The sequence below is a fragment of the Neoaquamicrobium sediminum genome (genome assembly GCF_013240295.1).
Classification (GTDB): Bacteria; Pseudomonadota; Alphaproteobacteria; order Rhizobiales; family Rhizobiaceae; genus Aerobium; species Aerobium sediminum.
The window spans coordinates 1586468-1612970 of the sequence record NZ_JABETK010000002.1 but is presented as its reverse complement, the minus strand read 5'-3'; the positions used below and the strand labels follow the sequence as shown (position 1 = coordinate 1612970).

Below are 26503 nucleotides of genomic sequence, written 5' to 3'. Positions count from 1 at the left end.
GGAAAGGAAACGGCTGGCAACGTTCTGACAATCAATCGCGGCGCACACAAGACCATCGTTGCGCAAAACGTGTGGGGGTGCGTTGAAGCTGAGGGCCGCAGGTGCGATTGTCTCCCGCTACGCCGGAGGAGGGCGGTGCGACGACGATGCGCATATTGCTGGTGGAGGACAACGAGGATCTCGGCGAGGCGATCGAGCGCCGGCTGCGCGATGCCGGCCATTCCGTCGAGTGGCTGCGCAACGGCGACGATGCGATCGAGGTGGCCGCCAGCGAGACGTTCGACGTGGTGGCGCTCGATCTGACGCTGCCCGGCCGCGACGGAATCTCGATCCTTGGCGAACTGCGGGGCCGCAAGTCGGAGACACCGGTTCTGGTGATGACGGCGCGCGCGGAGATCGACGACAAGGTGAGCCTGCTCGATCGCGGGGCCGACGACTATCTGGTCAAGCCGTTCGACCTGCGCGAGCTGGAAGCGCGCCTGCGGGTGCTGATGCGCCGCCCGGCGGGGCAGGTGACGAGCCTTGCCACGGTGGGCGACGTAACTGTCGATCTCGCCAACGGCTTCGTGAGTGTCGGCGGACGCAAGGTCGAGCTGGGGCGGCGCGAGTTCCGTCTGCTCGAAATCCTGCTCGCGCGGGTGGGGCAGGTGGTGGCCAAGGAACGGCTGATGGCGCAGCTCTTCAATTTCGACGAGGACGTCTCGGTCAACGCGCTCGAGCTTCAGGTCTCGCGCCTGCGTCGCAAGCTGGAAGGTTCTCGGCTGGAAATCGAGACGGTGCGGGGCGTCGGTTATCTGGCGCGGGCAGCGGGCGGCGATGGCAAATAGCGCGTTCTCGATCCGCCGGCGTATCTTCGCGCTGGCCGTCTCGCTGCTGCTGGTCGCCGCGGTGGCGCTCGCCGCCTTCATCAACGATTACGCGGAGCGCGCGGCCGACCGGGCCTTCGACCGGCTGCTGGCTGCGTCCGCGCTGACGATCGCGGGCGCGGTGCAGATCGAGGACGAGACGGTGCTGGTCGAGCTGCCGTTCGCTTCATTCGCGATGTTTTCGGGCAGCGACAGGCTGTTTTACACGGTCAGGGCACCCGACGGCGTGCTGGTGACCGGCTATGACGACCTCGCCAACGACCTGCCTCCGGCCGATTCGGCCGAGCCGGTCTTCCAGGACCTCGATTATCGCGGCGAGACGCTGCGGCTGGTGAGCCTCGGACGGCTGATCTCGTCGGCGGACGAGGCCGCCTGGGTGACGATCCGCGTGGCGGAGACGCAGAACGAGCGCGAACTGCTTTCGGCCGAAATCCTTTCCAACGCGATGCTGCCGCTGGCCGCGTTGACGCTGCTGGCGATCGGCATCGTCTGGTTCGGCCTTGGCCGTACCTTCGCGCCGCTCTCCACGCTGGAGCAGGAGCTGCGCGCGCGCTCGCCCGACGACCTGTCGCCGGTTTCGGTGCCGGTGCCGGCGGAAGTCAGCCAGCTCGTCGTTGCGCTGAACGGCTTCACCGACCGGCTGCGGCTGGCGATAGAACGGCTGAGCGGACTGGTGAGCGAGGCCGCGCACGAGGTGCGCACGCCGCTGGCCTCGCTTCGCGCGCAGGCCGAGATCGCCATGGACGAGCCGGACCCGGAGAAGCTGCGCGCGCGGGTCTCGCGCATCCACCAGAGTGCTGCGCAGGCAAGCCAGCTCGTCTCGCAGCTCCTGATGGACGCAACGATCTCGCACCGGCTGGACATGCGCGATGCGCGGCCTACCAGCGTCGACGCGCTGATCGACGAGGTGCGGCAGCGGCTCGATCCGGCGGCTGCGGCACGGCTGTCGGTGTCGGTCGAGGAGGACGCCGGTGCGGCTGAGCTGTTTGCCGACCGGGTGGTGATGCGCGAGATGCTGCGCAACGTGGTCGACAACGCGATGCTCTATTCGGCGGGGCCGGTCGAGATCGCAGCGGCGTCGCCCCAGCCGGGTACCGTGCTGCTTTCGGTTAGCGACCGGGGACCGGGCATTCCCGATCCGGAGAAGGAAACGGTGCTTCAACGTTTCAAGCGGGGCAGCGCCGGGGAAGGCAAGACGGGCTCGGGACTGGGGCTCGCCATCGTCAAGCGTGTCGTCGATTCGCATGGCGGCAGCCTCCGCTTGGCAGACCGCGACGGCGGCGGGCTGACGGTGGAGATCACGCTGCCGCTGCGCCGCAGGAAGCCGGCCGCGCACACGGCCGCGGCGGCTGTCGCCGGGGCGACGCTTCTTGCCGCCGCGCTGGTGCTTGTGCCGGGGCAGGGCGAGGCGGCGGAGAACCGCTATCCCGCCCCGCAGCCACCGGCCGAGGGTGCGCGCTCGCTGACGATCGTCGGCACGACCGACACGCCGCTTTTCGCGCGGTTCGTAGAGGGTTTCCAGCAAGTGCGGCCCGATGTCGAGGTGATCTACCGGGAGACCGACACGCTGGTGATGTACGAGGAGTTCCTCCGCGGCAGCATCGCGCCGAAGCCGGACCTGATGATCTCTTCGGCGGCTGATCTGCAACTCAAGCTTGCCAATGACGGCCACGCGCTCGCCCATCCCTCGCAGTACCTGCAATCGGTGCCGGGCTGGGCGCAGTGGCGCGGCGAGGTGATCGGCTTCACCTTCGAGCCGGCCGTCATCATCTACAATCCCGATCTCGTGCGCGAAGAGGAGCTGCCGCGCACGCATCTGCGGCTTGCTGAGCTGCTGGAGGAGCAGCCGGAACGCTTTCGCGGGCTGGTCGGCACCTACGACATCGCCAAGAGCGGCGTCGGCTACCTGCTGGCCGCGCAGGACCAGCTCATCTCGTCGAACTTCTGGCGGCTTGCGACCGCATTCGGGCGGATCGGCGTGCATCTGAGCGGGTCGAGCCCGGATATTCTCGACCGGGTCGCGCGGGGCGATCTGGCGCTCGGCTACAACGTTCTCGGTTCCTATGCACTGGCGCGACAGGCGCGGGCGCCGAGATCGGCATCATCGTGCCGGACGACTACGTGCTGGTGCTGACCCGCACGATGCTGATCCCGCGCGACGCATCCGAGCCGGACCTTGCCCGGGCGTTTGTCGATTTCGCGCTATCGCCGCAGGGGCAGGCGATCTCGGCTGGCGACGCGGCGCTCGGCTCAATCGTGCCCGGCTCGACCGGGCCGTTCACCTCCGAGGCGATCTCGGCGCGCGGCAGGGGGCGGTCCAGCCGCTGGCGCTTGGGCCATCGCTGCTGGTTTCGCTCGACCAGCAGCGGCGCAGCCGTTTCCTGGCGACATGGCGCGAGATCGTCTCACCCCGCTGAGAGATCGTCCGATAAGTCTACACCGGCAGGCATCTGACGCGGTTTTCTGCGCGTCCGATGCTCACGTACCTAAAAGTACGCTCCGCTTTGGTTCTCGAAACCCGCGTCACCTGCCTCGCCGGAGCGACTTCTCAAACGATCTCTGAAAGACGGTGACAGGCGGATGACAGGTTCGGCTGCTAGGATGCGCGCAACCGGGAGGATACCGGCTGGCCGCACGCGGCCGTCATGACAGCATTGTCTGGGAGGACATCATGAGAATTTTCGCGCTTGCCGCAGCCGTCGGGCTGCTTTCCGCAACGTCCGCCTTCGCGCAGCTTTCCGAATTGAAGATCATGGCGCCGGCAGCGCCAGGCGGCGGCTGGGACCAGACCGCGCGCACGATCCAGTCGACGCTGCAGTCCGAGGGCCTCGTCTCCAACATCCAGGTAGAGAATGTCGGCGGCGCCGGCGGCACCATCGGCCTGCAGCAGTTCGTCAACAACTCGAACGGGGACGGATCGGCCACCATCGTCGGCGGCTATGTGATGGTCGGCGCCATCATAGCCAACGATTCGCCAGTGAGCCTTGCCGACGTCACCCCGATCGCGCGGCTTACCGGTGAATATGTCGTGGTGGTCGCTCCGGCCAACAGCGAGATCGACAATGCCGAACAGCTTGCCGAGGCGCTGCGCAACGATCCGGGCGCCGTGACGTGGGCGGGCGGCTCCGCCGGTGGCGTCGACCATATCGCGGCCGGCATGTTCGCCAAGGCGGCAGGCGCCGATCCCGCGGCGATCAACTACATTCCCTATTCCGGCGGCGGCGAGGCGCTGGCCGCGCTGCTCGGCAACCAGGTTACCGTTGGCGTCTCCGGTTACAGCGAGTTCTCGGCGCAGATCGAGGCGGGCGCGCTGAAGGTGATCGGCATCACAGCGCCGGAGCGCCAGTCCTATCTGGACGCGCCGACCTTCGTCGAGCAGGGCTTCGACGTCGACGTACAGAACTGGCGCATGATCGCCGGCGCGCCGGGGCTGAGCGACGAGCAGCGCGACGCGCTGATCTCCACCATTCGCACGATGGCCGAATCCGATGCCTGGAACAAGGAACTGGAGACCAAGGGCTGGGTAAACACCTATCTCGACGGTCCTGATTTCGCCGAATACCTGAAGGGCGAGATCGAGCAGACCGGCGCTATCCTTGGAGAGCTGGGCATCACCCAGTAAGGGAGACAGCGATGTCCACCGAGACAGAAGGAGCCGGCGAGAGCCGGCTCCCCTCCGAGCCGCAGCACACCACCGGCCGTGATCTGGCAGGGCTCGCAATTGCTCTAGGTCTATTCGCGCTGGCGATCCTGATCTGGTGGGATGCGTCCAGTTACCCGGCCAGGCGCAACTATGCCCAGGTCGGCCCGGAAATCTTTCCCTATGTGGTGGCGGCCGGGCTTGTCGTGTTCGGCTTCCTGACAGTGCGGCTTGCGATCCTGAGCGAGTTTCCGGAGCGTTCGGAGATGAACTGGCCGCCGGTGGGCTGGATCGTCGGCGCCGTCGTTGCCGAAATCACGCTGCTGAGCATCGGGGCGGGCTTCATTCTGGCCTCCGGCGCGCTGTTCGGTCTTTCGGCGCGCGGCATGGGGCGCAGGCCTGTGTGGTTCACCGTTCTCGTCGGCGTTTGCATCTCGGCGCTTCTCTACATCCTGTTCCGCCACGGCCTCGGGCTTTCCCTGAGGGCCGGACCGCTTGAACGGCTGATCGACAGCCCGTTCCGCCGCTAAGGAAGGCAAAGCGTCATGGATACATTCTCGCTTCTCCTGAACGGACTTGCGGTCGCAATCGAGCCGATGAACCTGCTGTTCGCGCTGATCGGCGTGATCCTCGGCACGGCCGTCGGCGTGATGCCGGGCATCGGCCCTGCGCTGACAGTGGCGCTGCTGCTGCCCGTCAGCCTTTCCTTCGGCGCCACCGGCTCGCTCATCATGTTCGCCGGCATCTATTATGGCGGCATGTATGGCGGTGCGATCTCGTCGATCCTGCTCAACACGCCCGGCGAAACCGCATCGATCATGACCGCCGTCGAGGGCAACAAGATGGCCCGCGATGGGCGCGGCGGCAAAGCGCTGGGTGCTGCCGCGATCGGCTCGTTCTTCGGCGGCAGCTTCGCGACGCTGGGGCTGGCTGTGGTCGCGCCCTTCATGGTGATGGTGGCCTTGTCGTTTGGCCCGGCGGAATATTTCGCGCTGATGGTGCTGTCGTTCATGACCGTTTCGGCGGCGTTCGGCGGCTCGATCATCCGGGGCCTGACGGCGCTGTTTCTCGGGCTTGCCATCGGCCTCGTCGGCATCGACAAGCTGACCGGGCAGGCGCGGCTTGCATTCGGGGTCGCTGAACTGCGCGACAACATCTCGATCGCCATCGTGGCGGTCGGCCTGTTCGCGGTCGGCGAGACGCTCTACATCGCCTCGCAGAAGCACAATATCGGCGAGAAGGTCGAGGCCATCAAAGGCTCGGTCTGGCTGACACTTGCCGACCTCAAGCGCTGCATCCGACCCTATATTCGCGGCACGCTGCTGGGCTTCAGCTTCGGGCCTTTGCCGACGGGCGGCGCCGAAATCCCGACTTTCCTGTCCTATTCGACCGAGCGCAAGACGGCGAAAGGCGTGGCCAAGGAGGAATTCGAGGGGCCGAAGGGCGCAATCGAGGGCGTCGCGGGGCCGGAGGCCGCCAACAATGCCTCGGCTGCCGGCACGCTGATCCCGCTGCTGACGCTGGGCCTTCCGACCTCGGCGACCGCGGCAATCATGCTGGCCGGCTTCCAGCAGTACGGGCTGCAGCCGGGTCCGCTGCTGTTCACCAACAACCCGGACATCGTCTGGGGGCTGGTTGCCAGCCTGTTTATCGCCAATCTGATGCTGGTCGTGCTCAACCTGCCCTTCGTCGGCGTGTGGGTGAAGCTACTGATGATCCCGCGCCCGTGGCTCTATGCCGGCATCCTCACCTTCGCGACGCTGGGCATCGTGGGGGCGGAAGGGTCGGTCTTCGCGCTGGTGCTGCTGCTTGCGTTCGGGTTGCTGGGCTTCCTGATGCGCCGCTTCGGCTATCCGCTGGCGCCGGTGCTGGTGGGGACGATCCTCGGTCCGCTGGCCGAGGAGCAGCTTAGGCGCGGCCTGATGATCAATCGCGGCGACTGGACGTTCCTGTTCACCTCGCCGATCGCACTGACGATCTACGCGATCGCATTCGCGGCGGTGCTGGGGCCTGTGATCTGGCGCGCGATGCAGCCGAAAGGCGCAAACACCGCCTTTGCGATGGACGGGGACTGAGGCTGATATTGCATCGCCTGATGGACCGGGGCGAACACCGCCTGTAACAAGATATGGCGCATCGCGAGCACGCGGTGCGCCATTGTCTTGAAAGCGATGCCCGAACCGAACCCCATGAGCGAAACCGAACCCTTATCGGAAGAGACCTGTTTGGCCGGTGACGCGTCGCGGCCGGTCTCGCCCGATATTGCCGCAGCGCGCGCCGTGGCGATCGCTGGCGCGGTCGCCGAGACCGAAACGATCGATCTTGTGGACGCGCAGGGCAGGGTGCTTGCAGCAGACGTCATCTCGCCGATGGCGGTGCCGGCCTTCGACAATTCGGCGATGGATGGCTACGCGGTGCGGCTTGGTGACCTCGCGGGAGACGAGCCGTGGACCTTGCCCGTCGCCGGCCGGATCGCCGCTGGTGCGAGCTTGCAGGGCTCGACGCCCGGCGAGCCTCAGACCCTGCGCATCTTCACCGGTGCGCCAGTGCCAGAGGGCTTCGACGCAGTCGTGATGCAGGAACGCTGCAAGCGCGACGGCGATCAGGTCAAGATTTCAGGCAAACGGCCGCGGGCGGGCGAGAACATCCGTCTGGCGGGCGAGGATGTGGAACGCGGGGCGCTGCTGGCCTCCAGCGGCGAGGCGCTATCGCCGCAAAAGCTCGCGCTGCTGGCGGGGGCTGGTGTGAGCAGCGTATCCCTTTTTCGCAAGGTGCGTATCGGCCTGATCTCGACAGGTTCGGAACTGCGAGAGCCCGGCGAGACCCTGGCGCCGGGGCAGATCTACAACTCCAACCGGGTTGTTCTGCGCGCCATGCTGTCGCGGCTGACATGGGCGCAGGTCGAGGATTTCGGCATCGTGCCCGACGACCGGTCGCTGCTGGAGCGGACGCTGAACGCGGCATCTTCGACCTGCGATCTGGTCGTCACCACCGGCGGCGTATCGGGCGGGGACGAGGACCATGTCGCGGCGATCATGCGCGACGAGGGCACGCCGTTGGAGGTGGTGAAGGTCGCCATGCGGCCGGGCAAGCCGGTCAAGGTCGGCAGGCTGGGCCAGGCGGTGTTCTTCGGCCTTCCCGGCAACCCGAATGCCGCGCTGGTGACGTTTCGCCAGATCGCGCTGCCGGCGATCCGCACGGTCGCGGGGCTCCGCGACGTCGTCCCTGCCTGGCAGCCTGCAGTGGCTGGGTTCGAGTATGGCAAGAAAGCGGGCCGGACGGAGTTCGTGCCGGTTCGCATAGCGGGGCGCAGCGAGGCGGGCGTGCCGATCGTGGAGATGCTGGGACGCGGTTCGTCAGCCAACCTTTCGGCGATGGCGGCGGCCGACGGTATCGCCCTTCTGCCGCCTGAAGACGAGACGATCAGACCCGGAATGCCCCTTCGTTACGAGGCTTTCAGAATGCCCTGAAGCCCGCAGGCGCGACTAAAGGCGCGCATGCCGCGCGACGATCGGACTTGACCGGGCTTGAGAGCCGGTGTCACACAACCGATATGCTTACGGCCCAAACACCTCGTACCGAACGAAAAGGCCCTTTTCCCGGGATAGCCCACTGCCAATGAACCCTCGCGACGTGAAGCCGATCGAACAACCGCAGGAGCCGCGCTGGCTGGGCACCACCGCGTCCTCGCGCATCGGCCTCATACCGCCTATTTCGGCGGCGCGCTGGCTGCTGGTGGCTGTGCTGGCCGCCGGGATCTATTTCTTCCACGGCTTCCTCGTGCCGGTGCTGGCGGCGATGGTGATCGGCTTTGCGAGCTGGCCGATCTATCGCGACATCCTGCGGCGCTGCGGCGGAAACCGGACAATCGCGGCGACGGTCGCGATCCTGCTGATCCTCACCTTCCTGATCGTGCCGATCGTGATCGCGGTCAGCTACACGATCACCGAGGTCGGGCAGTGGTTCAACTGGGCGGTCGAGACCAACCGCACGGGCTCGACGACGCCGGAGTGGATGGCGGCACTTCCGGGCATCGGCCAGTGGATCGACGAGCAGTGGTATCGCTATATCGGGCACCCGGGCGCGATCGGCGAGCTTGTGCAAATCGTCAGCGGCGCCAATATCGGCAGCATCTATCGTGGAGTGCTCGCGGCGGGCACCGGCCTCTTCGACCTGCTTTTGACGCTGCTGTTCATGATGATCGCGCTGTTTTTCGTCTATCGCGACGGCGAGAATTTCGTGGCACAGCTCGATACTCTGGGTGAACGCATCCTGCCGATGCGCTGGGAGCGGATTTCGCGGGTTGTGCCGGCAACCATCAGCTCCACCGTCATGGGCATGACGCTGATCGCCATCGGTGAAGGTATCGTGCTTGGCATCGCCTACTGGATCGCGGGCGTGCCGTCGCCCGTGACGTTGGGCGTGATTACCGGTGTCATGGCGCTGGTGCCGGGCGGTGCGCCGCTGTCGTTCACGCTGGTGTCCGTCTATCTGGTGGCTTCCGGCTCGCCGGTAGCCGGCGTGGCGCTTTTCGCTTGGGGGCTACCGAGCTTTTCATCGTCGACAAGACGCTGCGCCCGAGGTTGGTCGGCGGACCGATCAAGCTGCCGTTCCTGCCGACATTCTTCGGCCTCATCGGCGGCGTGAAGACGATGGGCTTTCTGGGGCTCTTCATCGGCCCTGTGCTGATGGCGCTGCTGGTGGCGATCTGGCGCGAATGGCTGCACGAGATGCGCACAACGACCGCTGTCGCCGTTCCGCCGGAACACGTACAGGCACGGCCACCCGCGCCCCCGCCAGCCTGATCCGCGCCTTGGGCGTTGCGCCCAGAGCACCCGACAGCGTCATATCGATGCGGTGTGAAATTACCGGCTTGACGGGAGCGGGCCTAATGCCGCTTTTCAGTGATGCGCTCCGGGCTCGCCCGGCATTCTCGATCTGAACAAACCAACCTGGTGCATGACCGAAGCAAACCTGCTCTTGCTCCTGATTTTGCTGCCTTTCATGGGCAGCGTGCTGGCGGCCATGCTGCCAGGCAACGCACGCAACGCCGAGGCGTGGCTTTCGGGCGGGTTGACCATCGTCGCGTTCGCGATCACCACATCGCTGTTTCCCTCGGTCGCCAACGGCGGCGTGGTGCGTCGACAGGTCGAGTGGCTGCCGGAGTTCGGGCTGAATTTCACGCTGCGGATGGACGGTTTCGGCTGGATGTTCTCGATGCTGATCACCGGCATCGGTTTCCTCGTCGTGCTCTATGCGCGCTATTATATGTCGCCGAAGGACCCGGTTCCTCGCTTCTTCTCGTTTTTCCTGGCGTTCATGGGCGCCATGCAGGGCATGGTCATCTCCGGCAACCTGATCGTGATGGCGATCTTCTGGGAGCTGACCAGCATCTTCTCCTTCCTGCTGATCGGCTACTGGCACCACAATGCAGCGGCGCGCGACGGTGCGCGCATGGCGCTGACGATCACCGGCATCGGTGGTCTATGCCTGCTCGTCGGGCTCATCATCATCGGCCACATCGTGGGCAGCTACGAACTGGACGACGTGCTGGCGTCCGGCAACGTGATCCGCGAGCATGAGCTCTATACGCCCGCTCTCCTGCTGATCCTGATGGGTGCGCTGACCAAGAGCGCGCAGTTCCCGTTCCACTTCTGGCTGCCTAACGCGATGGCCGCGCCCACGCCTGTCTCGGCCTACCTGCATTCCGCGACCATGGTGAAGGCCGGAGTCTTCCTGATGGCGCGATTATGGCCGGTGCTGTCCGGAACGGACGAATGGTTCTTCATTCTCGGTTTCGCGGGCATGAGCACGCTGCTGATCGGTGCGTTCTTCGCGATCTTCCAGCAGGACCTGAAGGGGCTGCTGGCCTATTCGACGATCAGCCATCTCGGCCTCATCACGACACTGCTCAGCCTTGGCAGCCCGCTGGCGGCCGTTGCGGCCATCTTCCACATGATGAACCACGCGACCTTCAAGGCATCGCTGTTCATGGCGGCGGGCATCATCGATCATGAGGCGGGCACGCGCGACATGCGGCGCCTGTCGGGGCTCATCACCTTCATGCCGATCACGGCGACGCTGGCGATGGTGGCCAGCGCCGCCATGGCGGGCGTGCCGCTGCTGAACGGGTTTCTTTCGAAGGAAATGTTCTTCGCCGAGACGCTGGAACAGCACCACGGCTCGATGCTCGACGGCCTGACGCCTTACGCCGCGACCATCGCAGGCGCGTTTGCCGTCACCTATTCCATCCGGTTCATCCATACGGTCTTCTTCGGCCCCAAACCCACGGACCTACCGCGCGTGCCGCACGAGCCGCCGCACTGGATGCGGGTGCCGATCGAGGTTCTGGTGCTGATCTGCCTGATCGTGGGCATCGTTCCGGGCATTACCGTCGGGCCCTATCTGCACGCTGCCGTCGTGGCTGTGCTAGGCGATCGCACGCCAGACTACAGCCTCTCGGTGTGGCACGGCTTCAACATGCCGCTGATCATGAGCCTTCTCGCGTTCGTGGGCGGCATCTTCCTCTACCTGGCGCTGCGCCGCTACCTTGCGACCTGCGAGGACGGAACGCCGTTCCTGCGCAACCTCAAGGGCCAGCGCATCTTCGAACGCATCCTGGTCACGATTTCCTGGCGCTGGGCGCGCTGGATGGAGACCGCATTCGGGACGCGGCGGCTGCAGCCGCAGTTGCGGCTCGTCCTGTTCCTGGCGCTGGTGGCTGGCGCGTGGCCGGTGCTGCGCATCGGCTTCGTGCCGGAGACGCCCACACTCGGAGGCATCGACCCGATCTTCGCGGCGATCTGGGCTGTTGGCGGCATCTGCGCGCTGGGCGCGGCCTACAAGGCCAAGTATCACCGCCTCGCCGCGCTGGTGCTGATGGGCGGCGCGGGCATCGTGACCTGCATCACCTTCGTCTGGTTCTCCGCGCCCGATCTGGCGCTGACCCAGCTTCTCGTCGAGATCGTGACGACCGTGCTCATCCTTCTCGGGTTGCGCTGGCTGCCCAAGCGCCTCGAGCAGGTCGACAACGCGACGACGTCGATTGCGCGCATGCGCCGGCATCGCGATTTCGCGCTGGCGGTCGCGTGCGGCGGTGGCATGGCATTCGTGTCCTACGTGATGATGACGACGCCATGGCCGGAATCGATTTCCGAGTTTTTCCTGCTCAAAGCCTATCCGGAAGGCGGCGGCACCAATGTCGTCAACGTGATCCTTGTCGATTTCCGCGGCTTCGACACGTTCGGCGAGATCGTGGTGCTCGGCATCGTGGCGCTGACGGTCTTTGCGCTGCTGCGACGTTTCCGCCCCGCTGCCGAGAGCATCGGCGTGCCCGAGCAGCAACGCATCCAGGACGCTTATGACGACGACCGCTCCGACAGGGAGGTCGGCGAAACCGTGCGCGATTACCTGACGATTCCGTCGGTCATCATGCAATGGCTTTTCCCGGTCACGATCCTGCTTGCGGCGTATCTCTTCCTGCGCGGTCACGACCTGCCGGGGGGCGGCTTTGCCGCAGGTATCACCATGGCAATCGGCTTCCTGCTCCAATATCTGGCAGGCGGCACGCGCTGGGTGGAAGACAGGCTGCGCATCCTGCCGGTGCGCTGGATCGGCTTCGGCCTGCTGATGGCGGCCTTTACCGGCATCGGTTCGTGGCTGTTCGGCTTTCCGTTCCTCACATCCTACTTCCAGTACACCGAGGTGCCGTTCATCGGGAAAGTGCCGACGGCGACCGCGCTTCTGTTCGACCTCGGCGTCTTCTCGCTGGTGGTCGGCGCGACCGTGCTGATCCTTATCGCCATCGCGCATCAGTCCATACGTAGCCACCGTGCACGCGCGATCGAGGCGACGAAGGCCGAAGAGCTGGAAGAGGAGTTCGTCTGATGGAACTGACGCTCTCCCTCGGCATCGGTCTTCTGGTCGGATCCGGCGTCTGGCTGATTCAGCGCCCGCGCACCTATCAGGTTGTCATCGGTCTGGCGCTGCTGTCCTACGCGGTGAACCTCTTCATCTTCTCCATGGGGCGCCTGACCAACCGGCTTGCCCCTGTGATCGACACCTCGGTCGAGGTCGATCCATCAGCCTTCGTCGACCCTGTGCCGCAGGCGCTGGTGCTGACGGCCATCGTCATCGGATTTGCGACCACGGCGCTGTTCCTGGTGGTCTTGCTGGCCGCCCGTGGCCTCACCGGTACCGACCATGTCGACGGCAGGGAGCCCGAGCGATGAGCGTCGCGCCCCAGCACCTCGTCATCGCGCCGATCCTGCTGCCTCTGGTGGCGGGAGCGCTGCTGCTGTTCTTCGACGATCGCGAGCGCCTGCTGAAGGCGACGGTCTCGATCCTGACGTCGGTGGCCCTGCTGGCGATCTCGCTGCTGTTGCTGCGCATGGCGCATGCCGACGGCGAACCCGACAAGGGTCGGGTGGTAGTCTATCTTCTGGGCAACTGGCCGCCGCCCTTCGCAATCAACCTTGTGCTCGATCGGCTCTCGGCGATGATGCTGGTGCTGACCAGCCTTCTCGCCATCCCCTCGCTGGTGTTCTCGATCGGACGCTGGCACCGCGCTGGCCCGCATTTCCATACGCTGTTCATGTTCCTGCTGATGGGGCTCAACGGGGCGTTCCTGACCGGCGACCTTTTCAACCTGTTCGTCTTCTTCGAAATCATGCTCGCGGCATCCTACGGGCTGATGCTGCACAGCTCGGGCACGCAGCGCGTCAAGGCAGGCCTGCACTACATCGCCATAAACCTGCTGTCGGCGCTGCTTTTCCTGACCGGTGTGGCGCTCATCTACGGCACGACCGGCACGCTCAACATGGCGGATCTGGCCATCCGCATTCCGCTCGTGGATCCCGGCAGCCGCATCTTCCTCGAAACCGGTGCGGCCATTCTCGGCGTCGCGTTCCTCATCAAGGCCGGCATGTGGCCGCTGTCGTTCTGGCTGCCAACGACCTACACCGCGGCGCCGGCGCCGGTTGCCGCGATCTTTGCGATTCTCAGCAAGGTAGGCGTCTATGTCATCCTGAGACTGTCACTGCTGTTCTTCGTCGAGACGCCGGACAGTTCGCCCGGTTTTGGCTCCTGGCTGCTTTTTGTCGGCGGCATGGCCACGATCGCCTTCGGCACATTCGGCGTCCTGGCCTCGCAGGCCCTCGGGCGGCTCGCGGGCTTCTCGGTGCTCGTCTCATCCGGCACGCTGCTGGCGACGATGGGCCTGCTGCAGGTCGACGTGACGGCGGGTGCGCTTTTTTATCTTGTCTCCTCCACGCTGACGATCGGGGCCTTTTTCCTGCTGATCGAGCTGATCGAACGCGGCCAGGACTCGATTGCCAACGTGCTCGCGGTGACGATGGAAGCGTTTGGCGAGGACGGCGACGAGGAGACAGAGGAAGAGGTGGTCGGCGTGTCGATACCCGGCACGCTCGCGATCCTCGGCATAAGCTTCGGCGCCTGCGCGATCCTGCTGGCGGGCCTGCCGCCGCTGTCGGGTTTCGTCGCCAAGTTCGCGATGCTGACCGCAATGCTGAATCCCGATGGTTTCGGGCAGGGCGGGACGATCCCGCAAAGTGCGTGGTGGCTGGTCGCCATGCTGATCGCATCCGGTCTTGCAGCCTTGATCTCCATGAGCCGTGCCGGCATCCGCGCGTTCTGGGCACCGCTGGAGGTGCGCGTGCCGCGCGTACTTCTCATCGAGATCGCGCCGGTGGTGGGGCTGCTGTTCCTGACGCTTGCCCTGACGACGCAGGCCGGGCCGGTGATGCGCTATATGGAGGCGACCGCAACGAGCCTCTACGCGCCGCAATCCTATATCGAAGGGGTGATGGAAGCGCCGCGGGCGACGCGGCCGCAGCGGGAGCAGGGCGAATGAGCCGCGTCTTTCCCTATCCGCTGCTGATCGCGTCGCTGGTGACGATGTGGCTGCTTCTGACGAGTTTCTCGCTCGGTCAGTTCATCGTCGGGCTGGCTGTCGCCCTTGTTGCCGCGCAAGGCATGGCTGCGCTGCACCCATCGAAGCCGCGCCTGCGGCGCTGGGACCTGATCGGCAAGCTGGTCGTGACCGTGCTTTATGACATCGTGCGCTCGAACATCGATGTAGCCCGTATCCTCCTGCAGGGTTCGCGCCGCCCGAACACGTCGGGCTTCATGACGATTCCGCTGGAACTGCGCGACCCGACCGCGCTTGCTTTGCTGGCGGTGATCCTGACGGCTACTCCCGGCACGGCCTGGCTCGACTACAACGCCTCACGCGGCACGCTGCTGCTCCACGTTTTTGACCTCGTCGACGAGGAGACGTGGTACGAACTCATCAAGACGCGCTACGAGCACCTGCTGATGGAGATATTCGAATGAGCGTCGCGATCCTCACCCTGGCCGTCACGATCGCGCAGGCCGCACTCGCCGTCGCCATGGCATTCGCGATGGTGCGGATGATGCGGGGACCACGCGCGCAGGATCGGGTACTCGGGCTCGATACGCTCTATGTGAATTCGATGCTGATGCTGCTGGTTTTCGGCATCCGCACCGGCAACACCCTTTATTTCGAAGTGTCGCTGATCATTGCCGTGCTGGGTTTCGTGGCGACGGTGGCGCTGGCGAAGTTCCTGATGCGGGGGAGGTGATCGAATGAGCCATATTGCCGAGCTTCCGCTGTGGGCCTCCGTGCTGGTCTCGATCTTCCTTCTGATTGGAGCGGGACTGACGCTGATCGGGTCGTTCGGCTTCTATCGCCTGGGTTCATTCTACGACCGGCTGCATGCGCCGACGCTCGGCACGAGCTGGGGCGCGGCGGCGATTCTGATCGCGTCGATGATCTGCTTCAGCGTGCTGCAGTCGCGCCCGGTTTTCCATGAACTGCTGATCGGGATATTCATTACGATCACGACACCGGTGACGCTGATGCTTTTAGGGCGCGCCGCGCTCTACCGCGACCGGGCCGAGGGTAATCCCGAAGTGCCGGCGATGGACCCGCCGAAGGGCGTGATCGAGCCCGGCGCTGCCCAGGAGTAAGCGTACGGAACCGGCCACCGGGAACTGGACAGGTACGATGCAGTCGATCACCCGCCATATCATCACCGGAGTCCTGACGGTCATTCCGCTGTTCGTCACGGTCTGGATCGTCTGGTTCGTGGTGGACATGCTGATCTGGACGGGCAGGCCGGCGACGCTGGCGCTCTCCGGCATGGTGCGTCCGACGTCGCCCGAAGCGGCCGACCTCATTCTGGCAGGCTGGTTCCAGTCGGGCCTGGCGCTGCTGCTGGTGCTGATTTTTCTCTACGTGCTCGGCAGGGTCGCAAACGCCGTCGTGGGCCGGCGCTTTCTCGGCATGGTCGACAGGCTGGTGGACGCCGTTCCGCTGGCGCGTACCATCTACGGCGCGACACGCACGCTGATCCGCTCCATGGGCGGCGATGGCGTGGCAGCCGGTCAACGCGTCGTGCTGATAGAGTTTCCGTCGCGCGACATGCGTGTCGTCGGCATCGTTACCCGGATTTTCCCCGCGACCGAGGATCAGCCGGAACTGGCCACCGTCTACGTACCGACGACGCCGAACCCGACGTCAGGGTTCGTGGAGATCGTGCCGACATCCCGGTTGACCTGGCTCGACTGGAGCAAGAACGACGCCATGGCCTTCATCGTTTCCGGCGGCTCGATGTCGCCCGACACGTTCCCCATCAACTGGCCGGAGGACATCCGGCGCCCGATCATTCCTTCTGATGCGCAAGCTGGGTCCGCTCGAAACCCAGAACCACAAACAGGGCAATGATGAACGGTATGATCAGGTAAAGCAGCCTGAAGACGACCAGGGCGGCCAGAACGTCGGCCGGGTCCATGTCAGATAGGCCGGTGATGAACACCAGCTCAAGGACGCCCAGCCCACCCGGCGCATGCGAGAGCAAGGCGGCCGAGAACGATACCAGGAAGATGCCGAGCACGATCATGAAGCCCGGATTGCCGGCTTCCGGTAGTGCGAAATAGATGATGGCCGCTGCACCGATCAGTTCGAGCGGCGCGATCACGAGCTGGCGGGCGACGATGGGCAGGCGCGGATAGTGGATTTCGAAGCTTCCAAGTTTGAGCGGCTTCAGGTGTAGCGCGCTGCCGACGACATAAAGCAACACGAGCGCAAGCAGCAGCAAGCCGGTGGCCGCCGAGGCTTCCACCGGAAGCACGTCGACGAAGCGTTCGGCAAGGCCGGGCTCCAGGATCAGCACGAAGCCGGCCAGCATGATCGTGCCGAGCGCGAACGTGAACGAGCAGAAGGCGACGAGGACGCCGACTTCAGCCGCGCCGAGCCCCTTTGCGCTGTAGGCACGGTATCGCACCACCGAGCCCGAGACGACCGAAGCGCCGATATTGTGCGACAGCGCATAGGTGGTGAAGGAACAGAGCGTGATGTAGGTCCAGCCGACGTGGCGTTTCAGGTGCAGCAGCGCCAGATGGTCGTAGCCGGCCAGTGCGGCATAGGCGAGGAGCGTTGCCAAGGCGGCGAGAATCCAGTCCTTCGCCGAAATCGCAACAAGACTGCCCCACAGCTCGTCGAGTGAAAGGCCTCGCAGCTCGTGGTAGAGAAGCCAGATCGAGAAGGCCACGGCGGCAACGCCGACGACGGGCCAGAAATATTTACCTACCTTCAAGGTATACTCCCCTGGAGGTCTCGACCGGTGAACCGGCCGTACCATTTCGTTTGTTGCGGGGCGGTTGCACGATTCGTGCAGAGCCCCGAGTGCGCGACAGATCGAGCCGCCGCGCTCGCACCCCTAACCGCCTCCGGCATTGTAAGCGCGAAAGTGGTAACGGAATTGAAAACGACTGACATGAACACGTGATCGGCACTTGTGTCTATGGTCTCGTAACGACAGATGCGTGGACGAAAGCGCAAAATCGATACCGCTTGCGCCGGATCGTCGGTCGTGACGACTGACAGCGGCATCGACCCAACGGGTGCCAGGCGGCGAGGTTCCGACCACGTCGGCAACGCCACGAGGCGCTCGTTGTCTTTGAACAGGATTTGCCGGCGAATTTGCGGCGGAGAGGTCTGCTAGGGCCTCGAGCGCGGCGCGAGCACCGCCAGAACGGCCGCGAGATCGGCATGCGGTTGCGGGTCAGATCGGATAGCCCCCATGCGGGCCTGGGTGTCCGCAATAGCGTCGGCGAGACGATCATTTCGCCCGAGCGCGGCCATGGTTGCGGCACTTTCACGCATTTCGGCGGCGCGGCGGTTGCCGTGGGTCAGCGTGCGCTCGAACTGGTAGTGCGCGAAATCCGGCCAGCCGAGGCCGGGGAACGAGCTGCCGAGCGACTTGAGAACGTAGTCGAGGCAGCCTGAAGCCTGCGCGGCCAGCAGCGCCTCGACGGTGATTGCTTCCAGCCCCTTCACGAACAGGCTGCGCACCATCTTGATGGCGGTCGCAGCACCCGCTTCGGGGCCGACGACCTCGAAATCGAAGCCGAAATCCGCAAGCGCCTGTCTTGTGGAGGGTTCGACGTTGCCCGCAAGCAGCACCGGCGTGCGGTGCCCACGCGGATGGACCGGCGCCATCACGGCCATGTCGAGATATGCGGCACCGGTTGCGGAGACGTGCGCAGCACTCTCCTGCTTGCGCTGCGGCGAAACCGAATTGATGTCGAAGAAGGTATGGCCGGGGCGCAGCCCGACGGATGCGGCCCGTGCTGCCTCAAGGCTCTGGTCGGCGGTGACGGCACTGATGATCCAGTCACAGTCCGAAAATCCGTCCGCTGACGAGGCGACGGCGGCTACGTCGCATTCCTTCATCAAGGCGGCGCAGGGCCCCTGCGAGCCTTCGCTGTCGAGCAGCATGTCGTAGGCGAAGAAGGCAAGCGCCGGGTCGGCCTCGGCGAGGCTTTTGCGGAAGGCGCGCGCGGCTTCGCCGAAACCGATAAAGCCGATCTTCATCGCCGGCTCAGCCTTTCCCGGTCTCGATCGGCGGCGTGCCGTGGGTGTGGAAGCTCTCGATTGTTTTAAGCCCCCATGCCTGACCCTTCTTGCGCTCGGTCTCCGTCCAGGTGACGGCCGGCCAATCAGGCTGCAGGATCAGCCGCGCGCCGGCATTGGCTACCTCGACGCGGTTGCCCGCAGGCTCGTATGCGTAGAGGAAGAACGTGCCCTGGATCGCGTGCTTGTGCGGGCCGGTCTCGATGAAGACGCCGTTTTCGAGGAAGATGTCGGCGGCGCGCAGCACATCCTCGCGCTGGTCCACCGCGTATGTGATGTGGTGGAAGCGGCCGCGCTGGCCGGAGTGATCCTCCGTATAGGCGATGTCGTAGGTCTTGTTGTTGATCGTGAACCAGCAGCCGCCGAGGCGACCGTTGTCGAGCTGGATCTGCTCCGTCACACGGCTGCCCAGCGCCTTCGTCATGAAGTCGCGGATGACCGACACGTCGGCGGCCAGCAGGTTGAGGTGGTCGATGCGGCGCACGGCGACGCCGCGTCCGTGATAGCGCTGAGCGAGGTTCTTGAGGGCAGGGCGCTCCTGCGGAGGTGCCTCGTAGACTTTCGTGTCGTAATAGAGCTCGAAGACGTGACCGTCGGGATCGTTGAAGCGATAGGCGCGGCCATGGCCGAGATCGCCGTCGTGCCAGCCTATCCCGCAGCCCATCTGTTCGATGACGGCGACGCGGCGCTGCAGAGCGGCTTGCGACGATGTGCGGTAGGCGACGTGCCCGACACCGGTCGTTCCGGCCGCGGTGAGCTTCAGCGTGTGGAATTCATAGTCGTCGAACGCGCGCAGATAGACGGAGTCGCCTTCGCGGCCGCTCTCTGTCAGGCCGTAGACGTTGACGAAGAAGTCGAGGCTTTCCTCGGGTCTGTCTGTGAGGAGTTCGACATGGCCGAGATGGGCCACGTCGAAACACGGTTCGGTCTCGCTCATTCTTTCCTCCCGCCCCCTGCCGATCGGCCGGCCGCAGGCACTCTCATTTTACTAGAGTGCGGCGGTCCGGCTTGTCGATGAAATTCGTCTGAGACGATGCCGGGCGGGCGAGGATCAGCTACGCGCTGTCGCGTTGATCCGGGTTGCGACGGTGTTCAGGGCCTCGAGCTTGGCCTCGGCCGATCCGTTGGCCCATGCTGCGTCGAGGGTCGAGACGAAGGCGGTGAACTGTTCCAGCTCCTCGCCGGCGGCATCCACCGTCAGCGGCTGGTCGTCATAGGCTTCGACGAAACGCTGCGCGGCAAAGGAGATGAGGAACAGCGCGGCCGCGTTTTCCGGCTCGTCCGCGATGCGGGCGCGCGCGGCGCGGGCGCAGGCTTCATAGGCGCGCACGCCTCCGCCCTGTTCGTTCAAACCCGTTACAAGCGTATCAAACATGATCCGTTTCCTTGGCTACGAGCGCGGCAGTTCGGATATGCCGCCGTGGTTGGCCGACCATTGGACCGGCGCATTGAGGAAGCTTTCCACTTCGGCGATCGTCTCGGCGGAAAAGCGCTTCTGTTCCTTGCAGACGCTGAGGATGTCCCACCACGTCGCCAGATAGTGCAGCCGCATGCCGGCCGCTTCCAGTTTCTGAGGCGTGTCGGGGAAGATGTCGTAATAGAAGACGGCGAAAGTGTCGGTGACGCGCGCCCCGGTCTTGGAGATCGCCTCGGCGAACTTGATCTTGCTGCCGCCGTCCGTGGTCAGGTCCTCGACCAGCAGCACGCGCGCGCCTTCTTCCAGCGTGCCTTCGATCTGGGCGTCGCGACCGAAGCCCTTTGGCTTCTTGCGCACATACTGCATCGGCAGGCCCATCCGGTCCGAGAGCCATGCCGCAAAGGGGATGCCGGCCGTCTCGCCGCCTGCCACTGCGTCGAACTGTTCGAAGCCGACATTGCGGAAGATGACGGAGGCCGCGAAATCCATGATCGCGGAGCGGATGCGCGGGTAGGAAATCAGCTTGCGGCAGTCGATGTAGACCGGGCTCGCGAGGCCTGAGGTGAAGGTATAGGGCTGATCTGCGCGGAAATGGACGGCGTTGATCTCCAGCAGCATCTTGGCCACCGTTTCGGATATCACCGCGCGATCTGGAAAAGTGTTGGAGAACATGGCTTCACCCCAAAAGTTGACCGGGACCTCTCGCTATCAACTTCATCTCGCTCTAGCCAGCCTCGCCAGCCAGATTCCAGTGGATCGGGAACATCGGGTCGAAGACGGTGACCGGGCCGTCGCCGGTCTCGATCTTTTCGGGGAAGGCCACGGGCTCGTCATGCCTTTGCAGCGTGACGCGCGCCTCGTTGACGGGGAGCCCGTAGAAGGCCGGTCCGTTCAGCGACACGAATGCCTCCAGCCGGTCGAGTGCATCTTCCTGCTCAAAGACATGAGCAAGACATCCCATCGTGTTGATCGATGAGAAGATGCCGGCGCAGCCGCAGGCGCATTCCTTGAGCGGGTCGGTATGCGGCGCTGAATCCGTGCCGAGGAAGAACCGCCGGTCGCCCGAAGTCGCCGCCGCGCGCAGCGCCAGGCGATGCGTCTCGCGCTTGGCGACCGGGAGGCAGTAGGTGCGGGCGGATACCGCCTGCCAGGATGGCGTTGCGGTTGATGATGAGGTGATGGGTTGTGATGGTCGCGGCGAGGTTTTCGTCCTGCGACAGGGCGTAATCGACGCCGTCCTTGGTGGTGACGTGTTCCATGACCACGCGCAGGCCGGGGATCGCGCGTCGCATCGGATCGAGCACGCGGTCGATGAACACGGCCTCGCGGTCGAAGATGTCGATCGATGGGTCGGTCACTTCGCCATGGACGCACAGCGTCAGGCCAATCTCGGCCATGCGTTCAAGCACTGGATAAACCTTGCGGATGTCGCGCACGCCGCTTTGCGAGTTGGTGGTGGCACCAGCCGGATAGAGCTTCACGGCGGAGATCTCGCCGGCGCGGAAGGCCGCCTCGACATCGGCCGGGTCGGTGGCCTCGGTCAAATAGAGCGTCATCAGCGGGGTGAAGTCGCTGCCCTGCGGCAGTGCGGCCATGATGCGCTGGCGGTAGGCTGCGGCATCGGCGCGGGTGACCACCGGCGGCACGAGGTTGGGCATGATTATGGCGCGGGCGAAATGCGCGGCCGTGTGAGGTGTGACAGCCTGCAACATCGCGCCGTCGCGCAGGTGGACATGCCAGTCGTCGGGTCGGCGGATGGTCAGCGTCGTCATTCGTGCCTCGTCAGAAACTCGTGGACGATGTCGGTGGCAGCGATGAAGTCCGCCAACTCCATCGCCTCTTGCGGGTTGTGGGAGCCGTTGCTGTTTCGCACGAACACCATGGCCGAGGGAACACCGGCCGCGGAAAATACCGCCGCGTCGTGGCCCCCGCCCGACGGCATGACGAACGGCTCCTGACCGACACGCGCCATCGCCGCCTTCAGGCCTTCGACCAGTTCGGGATCGCACATCGCCGGCTCGACGCGCATCTCCTCGTCGAGCTCGAAGCGGACCTTGCGGTCCTTTTCGACCTGCTGCATCTCGGCCTGGAGAAGCCGGCGCATGTCATCGAGGGTGCGCGGGCTCTGGCTGCGGATGTCGAGGCTGAAAGAGACTTCTTCCGGGATCTTCGACATTGCGTGCCGCTCGGGGTCGGTTCCGACCATGCCGCTGGTCAGCACCAGATCGTCACCCATGTTGAGGATGGTCGACCAGCTCTCGTCGAGGCGCACCAGCAGGTCGGCCATGGCGAGCACCGCGTCGCGGCGATAGGCCTTGGGCACCGCGCCCGAATGGCCGGCCTCGCCGATGCAGCGCACGCGGCGGTGACGGAAATTGCCCCGGATGCCGGAAACGACGGCGGCGGGAATCTCCTTGCCGATCAACAAGGGACCCTGCTCGATGTGCAGTTCGAGATAGGCCTCGATCGCGGACAGGTCGATCAGCGGCTGGCGCGCGCGCACCGGCTCCATGGCAATGCCTGCGTCGCCCATGTGGTTGTCGAGCGTGCGCCCGTCGCCCTTGTGCAGCGCCTTCAACTCGGCCGCATCGAGCGTGCCGGTGAGCGCCTTGGAGCCGATATAGCAGGGACCGAACCAGGCGCTTTCCTCGCCGCGCATGGCAAGCACATGGACGGGCCGTGCAAAACGCTCGCCGCGCCGCTGCGCCCGCAACAGGCAGACGAGGCCGGCGACGACGCCGGCGAGCCCGTCGAAATTGCCGCCGTAAGGCACGCTGTCGACATGCGATCCGATGACGACGAAGCGCTCGGCGTTGCGGTCGCCGGGCAGGGCGAAGTTGGCGTTGGCGCCGGCGTCGTACCAGACCTCCAGCCCGTTCGCGCGGGCGAAGTCCTCAAGGAAGCGCAGGGTATCGGTTTCGACCGCCGAGAAGGCCGGGCGGCTGACGCCCTGCGTATCCGGTGTGCGTGCGGCGATCGTCTCGAAGAGATATCGCGCGGTCTCCAGGTCGACGTCGCGGTCGTCGGCGGGCTTGGCCTTGAGCGCGGTCATGGCGCCGTCTCCATGAAGACCACGCCCGCCTTCTGCTCGTCGTCGATCACGGTGCCGACGAGGTCGCGCACGGAGGCGATGTTCTCGCGTTCCAGATAGCTTTGGAGATCGGCGATGATGGCCGGCATGACGGTGGGATTGATGAAGGTCGCGGTGCCGACCTGCACAGCGCTGGCGCCTGCGATCAGGAATTCGAGCACGTCCTCGGCCGTCGAGATGCCGCCGCAGCCGATGACGGGGATCTTTGCGGCCCTGGCGCACTGGTAGGCCATACGCAGCGCGATCGGCTTCAGCGAGGGGCCGGAGAGCCCGCCCATCAGGTTGCCGAGCTTGGGCTTGCGGGTGCGGATGTCGATGGCCATCGCCAGCAGCGTGTTGGCGACGACCAGCGCGTCGGCGCCGCCTTCTTCAGCGGCGCGTGCCACTTCGGGCGTCTCGCCGGTGTTGGGCGTGAGCTTTGCCCACAGCGGAAGGCTGGTCGCCTTGCGCAGCTTGCACATCACGTCATAGGTCGAGGAAGCGCGGATGGCGAAGGCCTTGCCGTCTTCCTCGATGTTCGGGCAGGAGATGTTGACCTCGATGGCATCCACCCCGTCGACGCTGACCTCGGAGCAGAGAGTCGCGAACTCGTCGGCGGTGTTGCCCGAGATGCTGACCACCAGCGGCGTGCGATAGCGCTGGTAGAAGGGGATCGTCTTCTCGATGAAGTAGCCGATGCCCTTGCTGGGGATGCCGATGGAGTTGAGCATCGAACCCGAGACCTCGCAGACGCGCGGAGTCGGATTTCCGTCGCGCCAGCCGCGCGTGATCGTCTTGGTGACATGCGCACCGAGGCATTCGAGATCGAAGACGTCGGCGAGGTCTTCCGAGAAGGTGCCCGAGGCGGGCATGATCGGGTTCTTGAGGCGCAGCGTCCCGATGTCGACGCCAAGATCTACCATGGCATCGCCTCCTGCATGTCGAAGACGGGGCCTTCGCGGCAGACGCGCAGGTTGACGAGGCGTTCGCCCTTGCGGAAGGGACGCACGCAGCAATGGCACATGCCGAGGCCGCAGGCCATCTGCTGCTCCAGCGCGATCTCGCCGGGAATGCCGTGGCGCTCGCCGAGCGCCTGGAGCAGCCGCAGCAGGCGGTTGGAGCCGCAGGTGTAGAATGCGTCGACGCCCTGGTCGGCGACCAGTCCTTCGATGATACGCTCGATGTTGTCGACACCGGCGGTGCCCTCGGAATCCGTGACGGTGATGACATTGGCGCCAAGATCGCGGAAATAGTCCGTCGACATCAGCACCTCGGGATTGCGCGCGCTGCAGATGGCGGTGAGGTTGCGTCCGAGCCGCTGTGCTTCCAGCGCAAGTGGGGCAAGCGTCGCAAGGCCGACGCCGCGCGCCACAAGCACGAGATGCTGCCAGCCGGCCTCGATCCGGATCCCTGACCGAGCGGCCCGAGCACGTTGAGGCTGTCGCCCGGCCCGAGATGGAAGAGCGCGCGCGTGCCTTCGCCCGTCACCTTGTAGAGGAAGTGCAGTTCCTCCCGCTCAGGATAGAAGCCGTAGATGCTCATGGGACGGCGCAGATAGGGCGTCTCGCCGCCAATCGCGGGGCAGAGCAGATGGAAGAACTGACCGGCGCGGCATTGTTCGAGAAGATCGGTCGGGGCGCGCAGCACGAGGCGCATATATTCGCCATTGACCGGGTCGTTGGAGACCACGGGCAGGTCGCGCTCGAAAACCGATGGAATCTGCGGAATCGTTTTTCGGCATGCAGCATCGTCATCTCCCCGTCAGCCGACCAGCAGGTTGGGCAGGAAGGTGGAGACCGGCGGCACATAGGTGATGACCAGCAGCGTCGCGAGGTTGGCGGCGATGAACGGCCCGATACCCGATATTATGACCATGACCGGCTTGGACAGCGTCGAGGCGGCGACGAAAAGGTCGAGGCCGAATGGCGGCGTGATCATGCCGATCGTGATGTTGAGCGTGACGATGACGCCGAAGTGTACGGGATCGATGCCGAGCGCCATGGCGACCGGGTAGAGCGGCGGCACGAGGATCAGCAACGCCGAGTTGGGATCGACGAACATGCCGACGACCAGGAACACGACGTTGATGATGACGAGGAAGACGATCGGGCCGGCGTTGACGGTTTCGATGAAGGTGAGGATGTGGCTCGGCACCTGAGCGAGTGTGACGAAGTAGGACAGCAGGCCGCCAAGCGCGAGCAGGATGAAGATGATGGCCGTGGACAGGGCTGCGCGCTCGGTGATGTCGATGAGCTTGCGCAGGTTGAGGCTGCGGAAGATGACGGTCTCGACGAAGATCGCGTAGACCACGCTGACGGCCGCTGCCTCGGTGGGCGTGAAATAGCCGGTGTAAATGCCGCCGAGGATGATGAGGGGCATGCCCAGCGCCCACGTGGCACGCGATACCGCCCTCAATCTCTCGTGCCAGCTCGTGCGCTCTCCTCCTTCGATGCCATTCCTGCGCGCCTCGATGGCTACGAGGATCGCGAACGACAGCGCAAGGACAAGGCCGGGCACGATGCCGGCGATGAAAAGCTTGGCCACCGACGTTCCCGTCATCCAGCCATAGATGATGAGGGTGATGGACGGTGGCAGCAGCAGCGATGTCTCGGCGGCCGAGGCGATGAGCCCGAGGCTGAACTTGTCGCTGAACCCCTTGGCGCGCAGGTCGGGATAAACCATGCGTCCCATGGCGGCGACCGTTGCGGGAGCGGAGCCCGACACCGAGCCGAAGGCGAGCGAGCCGCCGATGGTGGTGTAGCCGGGGCCGCCACGGAAATGTCCGAGGAACGCGCTCGCCATGCCTGTAAGGCGGGCGGAAATCTGGCCTCCACCCATCAGTTCGGCGGCGAGGATGAAGAAGGGGATCGCCAGCAGGGTGGAATGGTTGATGCCGCCCACGATCTTCTGCACCGCGACCGGGTCGGGCAGGGTGCCGTAGAAGAACTCCTTGACCATGAGCGCCGGCACGCCAAGCACCAGCAGCATCTCGAAGCCGAGGACGAGAAGGATTACGGCAGTGGCTACGACGATAGCGAGCAACATGCGTCTACTCCTTGTCCTGCGCCGAATAGCGGTCGATCAGGCCGAAGAAGCTGAGCCCGTAGCGTAGCGCCAGCAGGATGAAGCCGGCGGTCGGTGCCAGGTACATCCAGAAGATCGGCATGTTCAGCGTTGGGCTGATCTGGCCCATGGAGTGGACGAAGATGGTCATCTGGTATCCAAGCCAGGCGAGATAGAGGCTGAAGATCACGCCCACCGCGTCGATGATGCGGCGTACCGGAAGGTGCGTCTTCGCGGCGATGCGGTCGCGCCATGTGTGGACGCCGACATGGCGGCCCTTTTCCAGCGCGAGCCCGATGGCGAGGAAGACGAGGAACAGGCTCATCAGGCGGACGGCCTCCTCGATCCAGGCGAGGTTGGAGGCCATCGAGCCGCCGAACTGGCGTCCCACGACATTGAGGAAGTACAGCGCGACCATGATGAGAAAGATCGCGACAATGGCAATCCGCTCGGCGGCCCGCAAAATGGAAAGCGCCTTCATGGCCGGTTC

25 protein-coding genes and 2 pseudogenes are annotated in these 26503 nt (G+C 65.0%); 15 read left to right on the top strand and 12 right to left on the bottom strand.

Annotation, left to right across the window (positions count from 1 at the left end; translation table 11 throughout):
• Positions 1-146: 146 nt before the first annotated feature.
• The 15 genes and pseudogenes from HK436_RS19720 to HK436_RS19655 all read left to right on the top strand — a co-directional run bounded on the left by HK436_RS19720 (position 147) and on the right by HK436_RS19655 (position 16273).
• A complete protein-coding gene (locus HK436_RS19720) occupies positions 147-827 on the top strand; it encodes a response regulator transcription factor (protein WP_173193653.1) in 681 nt (226 codons plus the stop codon).
• Positions 817-3000, top strand: a complete 2184-nt coding sequence (locus HK436_RS19715) for a sensor histidine kinase N-terminal domain-containing protein (RefSeq protein WP_206680548.1) — start codon at positions 817-819, stop codon at positions 2998-3000. Before HK436_RS19720 ends, HK436_RS19715 begins: the two co-directional genes overlap by 11 nt.
• Positions 2973-3320: a substrate-binding domain-containing protein gene (locus tag HK436_RS30625; protein WP_206680547.1), complete on the top strand. Its 348-nt coding sequence runs from the start codon at positions 2973-2975 to the stop codon at positions 3318-3320. Before HK436_RS19715 ends, HK436_RS30625 begins: the two co-directional genes overlap by 28 nt.
• Before the next feature lie 217 nt (positions 3321-3537).
• Positions 3538-4488, top strand: coding sequence for a Bug family tripartite tricarboxylate transporter substrate binding protein (locus tag HK436_RS19710; RefSeq protein ID WP_173192473.1), 951 nt, complete (start codon positions 3538-3540; stop codon positions 4486-4488).
• A gap of 11 nt (positions 4489-4499) precedes the next feature.
• Positions 4500-5036, top strand: a complete 537-nt coding sequence (locus tag HK436_RS19705; RefSeq protein WP_173192471.1) for a tripartite tricarboxylate transporter TctB family protein — start codon at positions 4500-4502, stop codon at positions 5034-5036.
• A 15-nt stretch (positions 5037-5051) separates the two neighbouring features.
• The gene (locus HK436_RS19700) at positions 5052-6581 is read left to right on the top strand and encodes a tripartite tricarboxylate transporter permease (RefSeq protein ID WP_173192469.1); all 1530 of its coding nucleotides are present in this window, start codon (positions 5052-5054) and stop codon (positions 6579-6581) included.
• 114 nt (positions 6582-6695) lie between these two features.
• Positions 6696-7976, top strand: a complete 1281-nt coding sequence (locus tag HK436_RS19695; protein ID WP_173192467.1) for a molybdopterin molybdotransferase MoeA — start codon at positions 6696-6698, stop codon at positions 7974-7976.
• 148 nt (positions 7977-8124) lie between these two features.
• Positions 8125-9311 (top strand): annotated as a pseudogene (locus HK436_RS19690) (AI-2E family transporter).
• Between the two features lie 154 nt (positions 9312-9465).
• Positions 9466-12393, top strand: a complete 2928-nt coding sequence (locus HK436_RS19685) for a monovalent cation/H+ antiporter subunit A (RefSeq protein ID WP_173192465.1) — start codon at positions 9466-9468, stop codon at positions 12391-12393.
• Positions 12393-12737: a Na+/H+ antiporter subunit C gene (locus HK436_RS19680; RefSeq protein WP_173192463.1), complete on the top strand. Its 345-nt coding sequence runs from the start codon at positions 12393-12395 to the stop codon at positions 12735-12737. The genes HK436_RS19685 and HK436_RS19680 overlap by 1 nt, the downstream gene beginning before the upstream one ends.
• Positions 12734-14377, top strand: coding sequence for a monovalent cation/H+ antiporter subunit D (locus tag HK436_RS19675; protein WP_173192461.1), 1644 nt, complete (start codon positions 12734-12736; stop codon positions 14375-14377). Before HK436_RS19680 ends, HK436_RS19675 begins: the two co-directional genes overlap by 4 nt.
• Positions 14374-14859, top strand: a complete 486-nt coding sequence (locus HK436_RS19670) for a Na+/H+ antiporter subunit E (RefSeq protein ID WP_173192459.1) — start codon at positions 14374-14376, stop codon at positions 14857-14859. Before HK436_RS19675 ends, HK436_RS19670 begins: the two co-directional genes overlap by 4 nt.
• A complete protein-coding gene (locus HK436_RS19665) occupies positions 14856-15128 on the top strand; it encodes a K+/H+ antiporter subunit F (protein WP_173192457.1) in 273 nt (90 codons plus the stop codon). The genes HK436_RS19670 and HK436_RS19665 overlap by 4 nt, the downstream gene beginning before the upstream one ends.
• Before the next feature lie 4 nt (positions 15129-15132).
• Positions 15133-15516, top strand: a complete 384-nt coding sequence (gene mnhG / locus HK436_RS19660) for a monovalent cation/H(+) antiporter subunit G (protein ID WP_173192455.1) — start codon at positions 15133-15135, stop codon at positions 15514-15516.
• 37 nt (positions 15517-15553) lie between these two features.
• The gene (locus HK436_RS19655; RefSeq protein WP_173192453.1) at positions 15554-16273 is read left to right on the top strand and encodes a DUF502 domain-containing protein; all 720 of its coding nucleotides are present in this window, start codon (positions 15554-15556) and stop codon (positions 16271-16273) included.
• Here HK436_RS19655 and HK436_RS19650 read toward each other — a convergent pair.
• The 12 genes and pseudogenes from HK436_RS19650 to HK436_RS19600 all read right to left on the bottom strand — a co-directional run bounded on the left by HK436_RS19650 (position 16212) and on the right by HK436_RS19600 (position 26494).
• Complete coding sequence (locus tag HK436_RS19650; RefSeq protein ID WP_173192451.1) at positions 16212-17144, bottom strand: lysylphosphatidylglycerol synthase transmembrane domain-containing protein; 933 nt, start codon at positions 17142-17144, stop codon at positions 16212-16214. The two genes, HK436_RS19655 and HK436_RS19650, sit on opposite strands and share 62 nt — an antisense overlap.
• Positions 17145-17548: 404 nt before the next feature.
• Positions 17549-18424 (bottom strand): NAD(P)-dependent oxidoreductase, encoded by an 876-nt coding sequence (locus HK436_RS19645; protein ID WP_173192449.1) that lies wholly within the window; start codon positions 18422-18424, stop codon positions 17549-17551.
• A 7-nt stretch (positions 18425-18431) separates the two neighbouring features.
• The gene (locus HK436_RS19640; RefSeq protein ID WP_173192447.1) at positions 18432-19400 is read right to left on the bottom strand and encodes a catechol 2,3-dioxygenase; all 969 of its coding nucleotides are present in this window, start codon (positions 19398-19400) and stop codon (positions 18432-18434) included.
• A gap of 114 nt (positions 19401-19514) precedes the next feature.
• Complete coding sequence (locus HK436_RS19635; protein ID WP_173192445.1) at positions 19515-19838, bottom strand: hypothetical protein; 324 nt, start codon at positions 19836-19838, stop codon at positions 19515-19517.
• Between the two features lie 15 nt (positions 19839-19853).
• A complete protein-coding gene (locus HK436_RS19630; RefSeq protein ID WP_173192443.1) occupies positions 19854-20552 on the bottom strand; it encodes an orotate phosphoribosyltransferase in 699 nt (232 codons plus the stop codon).
• 52 nt (positions 20553-20604) lie between these two features.
• A pseudogene (pyrC, locus tag HK436_RS19625) lies at positions 20605-21652 on the bottom strand (dihydroorotase).
• Complete coding sequence (locus HK436_RS19620) at positions 21649-22932, bottom strand: Zn-dependent hydrolase (protein WP_173192441.1); 1284 nt, start codon at positions 22930-22932, stop codon at positions 21649-21651. The pseudogene pyrC and the gene HK436_RS19620 overlap by 4 nt, the downstream one beginning before the upstream one ends.
• On the bottom strand, positions 22929-23873 hold the full coding sequence (locus HK436_RS19615) for a dihydroorotate dehydrogenase (RefSeq protein ID WP_173192439.1): 945 nt from the start codon (positions 23871-23873) through the stop codon (positions 22929-22931). Before HK436_RS19615 ends, HK436_RS19620 begins: the two co-directional genes overlap by 4 nt.
• Complete coding sequence (locus tag HK436_RS31575) at positions 23867-24214, bottom strand: iron-sulfur cluster-binding protein (protein ID WP_244649060.1); 348 nt, start codon at positions 24212-24214, stop codon at positions 23867-23869. Before HK436_RS31575 ends, HK436_RS19615 begins: the two co-directional genes overlap by 7 nt.
• The gene (locus HK436_RS31570) at positions 24214-24639 is read right to left on the bottom strand and encodes a ferredoxin reductase domain-containing protein (RefSeq protein ID WP_244649058.1); all 426 of its coding nucleotides are present in this window, start codon (positions 24637-24639) and stop codon (positions 24214-24216) included. The genes HK436_RS31575 and HK436_RS31570 overlap by 1 nt, the downstream gene beginning before the upstream one ends.
• A gap of 72 nt (positions 24640-24711) precedes the next feature.
• The gene (locus HK436_RS19605; RefSeq protein ID WP_173192431.1) at positions 24712-25995 is read right to left on the bottom strand and encodes a TRAP transporter large permease; all 1284 of its coding nucleotides are present in this window, start codon (positions 25993-25995) and stop codon (positions 24712-24714) included.
• Positions 25996-25999: 4 nt separating this feature from the next.
• On the bottom strand, positions 26000-26494 hold the full coding sequence (locus HK436_RS19600) for a TRAP transporter small permease (RefSeq protein WP_173192429.1): 495 nt from the start codon (positions 26492-26494) through the stop codon (positions 26000-26002).
• Between the last annotated feature and the right edge of the window lie 9 nt (positions 26495-26503).